Source organism: Dapis brunnea BLCC-M229, assembly GCF_050015995.1.
In the GTDB taxonomy this organism is placed as follows: Bacteria; Cyanobacteriota; Cyanobacteriia; order Cyanobacteriales; family Microcoleaceae; genus Trichodesmium.
This window is the reverse complement of sequence record NZ_JBNHEP010000250.1, coordinates 42,979-52,282: the sequence shown is the minus strand read 5'-3', so window position 1 is coordinate 52,282 and position 9,304 is coordinate 42,979. Positions and strand designations below refer to the sequence as shown.

Here is a 9,304-nt window from a genome sequence, read left to right as displayed (position 1 = left end):
AGCCCCAGTATTTTTGAACTATAATACACCATTTTAAGCTTGACACGGCAGTAGGCTAAACCATTGCCAGATAGTCTGTCCTTTAAACAGTATAGTTGTCCACTTTGGTAGCCACTTACTCCACTTGGGGGGTAGGAGGTGGCCAGGTGTACTAATATAAAAGTTGTAGAACTCAGGTGAGGCTTTCCATATATTTGATTCATTATAGCCCACATTCCGCACTTCACAATGTAGTACAAAGGTATACATGAATCATCATCATAATTTGAGCCAACAAATTCAACAAATTAATTCTATAAAACATAAAAAAATGAATGTCATCAATATTGTTGGTGAACCAGGGAGTTCTGTTGGCAGCAGAAAACACGGGAGCAATTACGCTCCAGTTGAAAGCATCAATCAATTTTCATGATACTGCTAGCGCAACGCTCCGCGAACACAGGTAGTGCGATGGTGCTCCGCACCGTCCGGAGGACGATCGCCGATCATTAAAATCACAGATAATATTTTTGACAAGCAGAGGGTAAAAACTCTAAAATCAAGCTCCGTTCTTCAGTGATATTAACTACTTTTGGGGATTGATTTATAGTTAGCAAATGAATGCCTTGAAAGCATTGAAATATCCATCTTAATGTGGGGGTATTTGTTAGTTTTCCTAACTGATTCTTGAGTGCATTATTGGTTCTTGTTAAAGTATTTCTCAACTCTCTTTGGCCAAGATTATATACTAATAAACACAATGACATAACAAATAACATTGTTTCTACTCTTTGAGGTTTTTCCACAAAAAAACTATCGGCAAAAAATTGTGGATCTTTGAGGAACCTAAAACCTCTTTCACAAGTCTGTTGATTTTTATAGTTCCACAGTATTTCTGGGCTTTTAATTTCTGAATTTGACTCAATATTCGTCGCCAGAATAAATCGCCCAGCCAAATCACGTTCTTCTTTCTATCTCTGAGACTTTTGGTTGAATTTCTATTTGATGATGATAGAATATCAACTGTTTATTCAATATTTTTTCCCTGATTTCTAAAGATTCAACACTCCATAATTTTAGTTTTTTGTTTATGGATTTCAAATGAACCTGAGCTTGGTTAACTGTATCAAATCCAGTTGTTTCTAATTTTTTTACTAGCTTTAATGCCGTCTTTTTTTCTTGTTCAATTTTCGACTCTAACTTCTGGATATCACTTTTTTTGCGGGGTTCACTTTCAACAATTAACCATTTTTGTCTAATACCAGCATAAGTGACTTTTTGCTCCAACCATTTGTATCCTTTTTCTTGAAGCACTCTAGTTATTTCTATAATTTCTGGGTCTTTTTCCGAGGAAATTGTTACTTCTTCAAGGTTTACTTCAATTATTTCTTTGGCCTTTTTTAAAGTCATTGGCACTCTAGTTATCCATTTTAAGTTTGAGATTAACTGGAGATTCTCTTGGCTATATAAGCCACTATCACAGACCATAATACTATCTAGTTTTATTTGTTTTTTGACCTCAGTTAAAATTTGACCAAATACTGCTTTATCTGATTCATTACCATCAGTATTCCTCATAAAAAATGGTATTCCACTATCACTACTGACAACTAAATCTAATACACATTGTTTTAAAACTATCAATTATCTTATGAATATCCTTTTGTTATTAATATAGGTCTTTTTTGATCATTTTCAGAAGATTCAATTTGATGATATTCTCCATGTAAATGAAATGATGTTGAATCTAAGTGAGCATATTTAGTCTCTATGTTAAATTTTTTAATAACTAATAATCCTATCTCTACAAATAAATTTGTTAGTCCTAATTGATAGGTATCATCCATGACTCTACCAATTTTATCGTCGTTTAAATATTCACCTGAGATATCTATTCCTAATAATTTTTCTACCGCCTTGTCTTCAAAAAACTGACTAAACAAATATAAAGGAAGTGATACCATTCCTAATCGGTTGAGAATTAAAGCTTTAATTACTTGGCCTGATGTGATTTTCTCTCGATTATCTACTCCTAATTTTTGGTTAATTATTTCCACAATTCCAATCTCATCAATTAGTCCTGCAACTATTCCTAAGTGGTCGAGATTTTTAACTGTTATTTCTTCCATCTACTGACATTTTTTTTAATACTAAAAATTATGAGATCATCAGCTTTATGATCTCATCTGAAGTCACTAAACACCATAAGTAATTCTACTTAATTAAATACACAAGTTTTATGTAACCTCTTGTGATACAATTTGAAGTGCGGAATGTGGGTTATAGGGTAAAGCCTTGATTGCTTGATAAAATGGTTTCAGACGTTTCACTGTTTCAGGTGAGAAGAGAAATTCCCCTGCATGATAACCTTCTTCGACCAACTCAATCGTAATCTTGCTTCCTGGAACATTCCAGCGGGTCATTGATTCTGCTGCAACAGTTTGTTCATTAGGAACCTGGCTGACTGGAGGTAAGCCAACGCGGTCTAAAATTTCTTTGAGCAATAATGCAGATTCTGTGCCGACATCTTGACGACTAATTGGGGCAACTTCTTGAAGATTTAGGGTATTGACAGCTCGATCAAAAGCCAACTGTGCAGCATAGCCTTTTTGTCGCACCGCCGGTGAGTGCATGAAACCACCTTCCTGCTCTGTGTGTTCTTGAGCCTCCTTGAGCAGGAAATAAGCCTTATTCATATTGACAATAAATTCCTTCAAAGTGCTGGTGTGAGGGGTGTCTCGTTTGTGTTACTGCCAATGACAACATACTGATTGAGGAGAACGATCGCAAAAACAACTATCGCCTGTAACAGGAGTTTTCTGATTAATCTCATAACTTATACCAATTTCGATCAAAGAATGTTGGACACACTTTGTTTATAGAAAACAGGGAACACCAGATCTGAAATTTGTAGCAAATATTTATCCAAATGTTATAATACCATATTTAGGTAGCCCTGTATAGTAATGGTAAATAAAGGCTAAAACCATAACTATACCGTTACTTAAACAATTACAATGCACTACGACCTTTTGAGTAATTAGTATAAATCTCAATTTTTAAGTCAAAATTAAGCTAAATCTCACAACTTACTCATGCCATTAGTTTTTCATAGATAAATAATAAAACTACTATCAATGGCAGAATAATTTATGAAATATCAACTCAAGAAATTATTATTTTTATTTCCCATACTTCTAATCTTAAGTAGCTGTGGTGGATTCAATAATTCTACAAATATAGATGTAGAAACTCAACAAAAACAAGGAGATACTGCTACTTCAGGGCAACCATTTAATTATCAAAATTACAGTTCAATCTTAAAAGAGTATGTCAGCAACCAAGGATTAGTTGATTACAAAAAGTTAAAAGAAAATCGACAAAAACTTGATGAATTTAATGCAGCCATTGGAGCTGTCAGTCCAAGCAGTTATAATTCTTGGACAGATGCAGAAAAAATTGCTTTCTTAATTAATGCCTATAACTCTTTGACTTTAGAATCTATTATTGATAGTTACCCTACTAAAAGTATTAGAAGGATTCCTGGTGTTTGGAAGATTAGGAAATTCGATGTTGCTGGGGAAAAAATGACATTAGACCATATTGAACATAAGGTTTTACGGAAAGAATTTAATGAGCCAGGAATTCATGTTGCCTTAGTTTGTGCTGCAATAAGTTGCCCTCCACTCAGACAGGAACCTTATACTGGTAAACAATTAGAAAAACAACTAGACGAGCAAGCTAAAATATTTTTAGGAAATAGTCAAGGCTTCAGGATAGATAGTCAAAATAATGCTGTTTATTTTTCTTCAATTTTTAAATGGTTCGGTCAAGATTTTGAGAAAACTTATGGTAAAAATGAGAATATTGATGGTTTGAATAAAACAGAGAATGCGATTGTTAATTATGCTCGTAAATATGTAGATTATAATGCTAAAAAATTATTAGAAAAAGGTGGTTATAAAGTAAAATATTCTGATTATGATTGGTCTTTGAATGTTCAATAAAATTATACAGTTAACAGGGAATAAGGGAGCAGTTAGAAAAATATTTCCTAGTCTAAAATTCATCATCAGTCGTTAGCCCTAACCAATTCTTTCTTAGCTATAGTAATCTTAAACAGGTTGTAATATTCTATCCTAGGGATTTGGTCTCCAAACCCAAGCAAAAAATTGATTTTGATAGTAAATTTATACAGTTTTTTTAAAGCAATAACTGACTACTGAATGTTGATATAATGTCCGGTTAAATAGTTATAATTAAAGCTTGTAGTAGGGCTGAAGCCCTATCTATCTTAGGGCTGAGAGCTATACTACAAACAAAAACTTTTTGATCGCTGATTATTCGGAAATGATATTACTATAAAGTGACATAAGAATGAAATTAGTTATCAGCCAACCTTAGTAAATTATTACGTTCAAAAGCTAATCTAAATGTTTACATTATTATCCATAAATAATCAATTATTTATGCCTATTCCCTATTTCCTTCTTTTCTGGAGATTGTTATTTCATTATTCACAAAAAAAATTAAAACAAATGCTTTTAGAAAGAATATTCGTAATTATTCCTGTTCTTAACGAAGAACATACAATTGCAAACGTTATTAAGTCCTTACAATTTTACGGACTAACAAAAATAATGGTAGTTGATAATGGCAGTACAGATAAAAGTGTAGAAAAATCCATAAACGCAGGTGCAAAAGTTATCCGAGAACCCATAGCAGGTTATGGTAGAGCTTGTTGGCGTGGTATTCAAAATACACCTTTAAATTGTGATTGGATTTTATTTTGTGATGGGGATGGTAGTGATGATTTAAAGCAACTACCAAAATTTTTAACCGCTACTAATAAATATGACTTAATTTTAGGCGATCGCCGTGCTACTAAAGCAGGCAGGTCTGCGATGACTCCTGTACAAAATTTTGGCAATAAATTAGCTACTTTTCTAATAGGTTTAGGATGGGGATATTGGTATCAAGATTTAGGCCCACTACGTTTAATTCGGAAGTCTAGTTTAGAAATAATAAGAATGCAGGATCGAAGTTTTGGTTGGACTGTAGAAATGCAAGCTAGAGCCGTAGAATGTGGTTTAAAAATCAGTGAAATTCCTGTTGGTTATCGTCGTCGTCAGGGTGGGCGTTCAAAAATATCAGGTACTATAAAAGGTAGCTTTCAAGCTGGAACTATTATTCTGGCAACTCTGGGAAAATTATACTTAAAACGTCTGTGGCAAATTATAAAATTCCAGGATAATATCAACAAATGGATAAAGTCTAGACAGATATAATTGCTGGAAAAAATTTGTCGTTATTACATAGTTTCCCAAAAAAAATTCCTACAAAGTATTTGATTGGTAAGAGTCATACCATTTTTCAAAATATTTTCAACTCATATCTTGAGTAGGGGAGTAGTATAAACGTTATATGCAACGTCCTTAGGTAGTAGTAAAAATAATAATAATTAAGACTAAATGGCTAATAATTATTAAAAAGGTAATTCTGCTTATGTTAATTATTTAATAATTGAAGTGTCGTCAAGTAGAGCATTATTTTTGGTGATTGGTATCAAGAGGCAGGAGTTAGTAAGTATAGATTCATAACATTTATTTTGTATGAAAATAAAACAGCCTCATAATTAACTAAAGACACTTCCCTAAGTTTAAAAAATTGTTTTTCTATAAAATGGGATAATTTCATTTACAATTCTATAGTCTGCAACAAACCTCTTAACAATTTTGTACTCATTCTAGATAAGCATTCAGGTATTAGCAGTGAGCTTTTCCTACGGAATGCTACGCAAACAGCTTTTCGGTGGGTTATACCATTTCTCAAAAGCTTTTCTAAATTTTATTGAGCGGGGAAGTAGGGGAGTGGGGGATAATTCATTAATGGATAATGGATAATGGATAATTGATAATTACCTTTGGTTAAAACCGTTACGGAATTGAATCTAAGGAAATATTATTTCTTTTCTCTTGGTCGATTGGATATGGCGAGGAGACCTCGCCATCCCATCCTAACGGACTGCTCCGCAAACGACCGCTTTTTATCCTTGCTCATGAGAGGCTTTAAACCAGAATTATTTAATTATTAATTATTAATTATTAACAATTAATAATTCGGTAAACATAAGAATAATTAACATTAACTTGCTAATTATTAGCAAAAAGGTTATTATGACTGTGTTAATTACTTAATAACTGAAGTGTTTCCCAAGTATAGCATTACTTTTGGGAATTGGTATTATTCAGCGCCAACGAATTAATGAGGAAAATTAGCTAATACCAATTTCATAAACTGAGGCTACACTGCTTATATCCTGCCATATTATATGATTTTGTGCTTGAGATATGATGTGTAGCCATACTTGAGGAAATTAGTATAATCTGCAATGAATTTAACTTTTAATTTAAGCTCAATCTCTCAACACTATTAAAATTATCCCGCATTTATACAACGTCTAATTTTTTAATGGCTGACAACTAATAGCTGACGGCTGAATGCTGAACATTTTACTGTAACCATCTATAGATGAATTTGGTATTAGTAATATAAATCTTATAAAATGTTGCAGACGGTTAGTTTGTTGATAGGTAGTAGGCGTGAGAAATATCGCAAAAATATTAATAGTTTTGCAGAAGATTTTACTGTAACTATCTATACATGAATTTGGTTATAATACAAATTTACAGAACTGTGTAAAAAATCATAAAAATGCAGCAAAATATCAACAAATGGAAGAAGCAAAGATCAATCCAATTACTAGGAAAAATCTGCCGTTGCTACTAAGTTCAATTTTTATCTTAGCAGGAGCAATTTTCATCATTCCTTATGGTGATTTTCAGGAAGCTGATACAGTACACAAATTTTGGATTGGTATTAGCATAATAAGTTTAGGGTTTATAATTTCCTGGGGAATAAAATCAATTAATTATGCCTGGTTTTGGAGCATTACTATCCTAGCTAGACTAATATTAATTCCCATGGAAGCAGGGAATGATATTTGGCGTTATTTGTGGGAAGGTTACATTCAAAATTTGGGTTTTAGTCCTTATGAATTCGCTCCAAATGCGATAGAATTAATTCCCTATCGAACAGAATGGTGGTCATTAATTAATAATTCTGATACTTCTGCTATTTATCCACCTTTAAGTCAATTAGGATTTCGATTTTTAGCAGCAATTAACCCATCAGTATTAATATTTAAGTTAGCTTTTATCTTAGCTGACTTAGGAATTTGTTGGTTATTAAGTAGAAAATTTACCTTAGAAAAAACCATAATTTATGCTTGGAATCCTTTAATTATTTACTCCTTTGCTGGAGGGGCTCATTATGACAGTTGGTTTATCTTACCATTAGTAGCAGCATGGTTAGCTTTTGATAATAATCGTTGGTATTGGAGTAGTTTTTTAATTGGTATAAGTGTCGCGATTAAATGGATGTCATTACCAATTTTATCCTTTGTAGTTTGGCAGAAAATATTAGATAAACAGCAGCATAATACTGATAGGATTTGGCAAATTAATGAATTAGATCAAACTAACAATTTAGCAAACAGAGAACAGAAATTAAAATTAGCTTGTACCAAATTAACTGGGAATATCTTGTATCGTAAAATCAAACAAGTAGGTTTTTTATTATTAGTTAGTTTATTGCCAATGTGCATTGCTGCTCTAAATTTTTGTGAACCTGAAAAATGTTCCCTGATTCCTACCAGTTCAAATTTTGTTGTTAAAGGTCGTAGTGCTGAATTTATTCCCTATTTAGTTAGCTTGATTTCGGAACAATCAACAAAATATAATTGGATTTATGGGATTCCATTGAGCTTAGGAGTTGCAGTTTTAATCTGGAATAGTCATAGATTTGTTAACTTTGCTGAATCTTATTTTTTTCTATTATTAACTTTATCTCCAATAGTTCATGCTTGGTATTTCACCTGGTTAATTCCTTTTGCTGTAGTAACTAGAAATTTAGGTACAAAGTTGGTAACTTTATCAGCACTTATTTATTTTGTTTTACCATACAGACAAATTGCCGGAGATAACAGTTGGTTTTTGACTCCAATGGAAAGATATTGGTTATGGTTCCCTTTTATAATCGGATTTATCTGGAGTAACTGGAGAGAGAAAAAATTCAGAATCCCTAAAAAAGAACTCTGAATTATCTAAATAAGCTAGAAAGTATTTGTCAAGAAAATATTCAAACTTGTAAGATTGCCATGTTACATTCATGCCTAATATCAAAAGTCCCTAATATTTGAGAAATAGCTGTATCTTAGTCAAGATTTCCATACTATTTTATCACAGGCAACAGTTGTCTATTCTTGTCTCTCTCTCTTGCTTCTTACTCTCTATTTACTTTTTTTTATTCACTGATACATTTAGTCCCTTAGGTATAACTAACAATTAGGCGTTGGTCAATGATTGTATGATTTTTAGGAATCAGAAATAAGTATTTAAAACAGCTTTTTTTCTTACTATCAATCTTACGACCATAAGAACTTTATACCTTATTTCACCAATGCCAAAAATTAAATATTTTCAGATTCTTCTGGTTTATTAACAAATCCACCAATAAAACTAGAAACCAGAGATAAAACAATTGCTCCAATAACTGCAGGCCAAAAACCATCTACTTCCAAACCAGGAGTAAAATATCCTGCTAATGAAAGAGAAATACCATTTACGACTAACAAAAATAACCCCAAACTAAGAATTGTAAGAGGCAAAGTTAGAACAGTTAAAACTGGTTTAACTATCGCATTTAATAATCCTAAAACAATTGCTGCAACTGCAGCAGCAGGAATACTATCAATTCTTACACCAGGTACAACAAACGCTGTAATTAAAAGTGATATAGTTGCCATCAACCAAGTCAATAAAAAACTTCCCATAACTGTTGTTTTAACCTCCTAATAAAATTGGAAAAATTATTTCGTTTAATTGGGATAGATAAACTTGCAAACTGCTGTAAGCTGATAAGGTAGAAAATATTATTTCTCTAGGGAACAAGGAACACCGGATCTGGGAACAGAGTAGAGCTAATAAAGATTAATTTTTAACTATACCTCACTTTCCTAAAAACTGCTTTCATTAATGGATAATTACCTCTGGTTAAAACCGCGAGGGAATTGAATATAAAGAAATATCCTAGCACTTTTCTCCCATTGGTGATTGGATATGGTTAGGTTTCCTCAGCATCCCATCCTAAGGTTATGCTCCGCTTTCCGACCGCTGTCTTGGTCGATTGGATATGGCGAGGAAACCTAGCCATCCCATCCTAAGGTTATGCTCCGCTTTCCGACCGCTGTCTTGGTCGATTGGAT

6 protein-coding genes and 1 pseudogene are annotated in these 9,304 nt (G+C 32.7%); 3 read left to right on the top strand and 4 right to left on the bottom strand.

The window, feature by feature from the left end; genetic code table 11:
* From ACP6PM_RS28915 to ACP6PM_RS28905, 3 genes and pseudogenes are all read right to left on the bottom strand, one after another.
* Nucleotides 1–215: hypothetical protein (locus tag ACP6PM_RS28915; RefSeq protein ID WP_426590336.1), on the bottom strand; the 215-nt coding region annotated here is incomplete at its 3' end.
* Nucleotides 216–494: 279 nt separating this feature from the next.
* A pseudogene (locus ACP6PM_RS28910) lies at nucleotides 495–2,108 on the bottom strand (IS1634 family transposase).
* Nucleotides 2,109–2,216: 108 nt separating this feature from the next.
* A complete protein-coding gene (locus tag ACP6PM_RS28905; RefSeq protein ID WP_426590335.1) occupies nucleotides 2,217–2,612 on the bottom strand; it encodes a hypothetical protein in 396 nt (131 codons plus the stop codon).
* Nucleotides 2,613–3,131: 519 nt separating this feature from the next.
* Here ACP6PM_RS28905 and ACP6PM_RS28900 point away from each other — a divergent pair.
* The 3 genes from ACP6PM_RS28900 (at nucleotide 3,132) to ACP6PM_RS28890 (ending at nucleotide 8,138) form a co-directional block, all read left to right on the top strand.
* Nucleotides 3,132–3,986 (top strand): DUF547 domain-containing protein, encoded by an 855-nt coding sequence (locus ACP6PM_RS28900; protein WP_426590334.1) that lies wholly within the window; start codon nucleotides 3,132–3,134, stop codon nucleotides 3,984–3,986.
* A gap of 531 nt (nucleotides 3,987–4,517) precedes the next feature.
* Nucleotides 4,518–5,267, top strand: a complete 750-nt coding sequence (locus ACP6PM_RS28895; protein ID WP_426590333.1) for a glycosyltransferase family 2 protein — start codon at nucleotides 4,518–4,520, stop codon at nucleotides 5,265–5,267.
* 1,446 nt (nucleotides 5,268–6,713) lie between these two features.
* Nucleotides 6,714–8,138, top strand: coding sequence for an MptA/MptB family glycosyltransferase (locus ACP6PM_RS28890; protein WP_426590332.1), 1,425 nt, complete (start codon nucleotides 6,714–6,716; stop codon nucleotides 8,136–8,138).
* A gap of 371 nt (nucleotides 8,139–8,509) precedes the next feature.
* Here ACP6PM_RS28890 and ACP6PM_RS28885 read toward each other — a convergent pair whose 3' ends face one another.
* A complete protein-coding gene (locus ACP6PM_RS28885; RefSeq protein WP_426590331.1) occupies nucleotides 8,510–8,872 on the bottom strand; it encodes a phage holin family protein in 363 nt (120 codons plus the stop codon).
* Between the last annotated feature and the right edge of the window lie 432 nt (nucleotides 8,873–9,304).

What these genes read in the sequence shown, in the direction of transcription:
- ACP6PM_RS28900 (WP_426590334.1), top strand. Translation starts at nt 3,132, where the DNA reads ATGAAATATCAACTCAAGAAATTATTATTTTTATTTCCCATACTTCTA.
- ACP6PM_RS28885 (WP_426590331.1), bottom strand. Translation starts at nt 8,872, where the DNA reads ATGGGAAGTTTTTTATTGACTTGGTTGATGGCAACTATATCACTTTTA.
- ACP6PM_RS28890 (WP_426590332.1), top strand. Translation starts at nt 6,714, where the DNA reads ATGGAAGAAGCAAAGATCAATCCAATTACTAGGAAAAATCTGCCGTTG.
- ACP6PM_RS28905 (WP_426590335.1), bottom strand. Translation starts at nt 2,612, where the DNA reads ATGCACTCACCGGCGGTGCGACAAAAAGGCTATGCTGCACAGTTGGCT.
- ACP6PM_RS28895 (WP_426590333.1), top strand. Translation starts at nt 4,518, where the DNA reads ATGCTTTTAGAAAGAATATTCGTAATTATTCCTGTTCTTAACGAAGAA.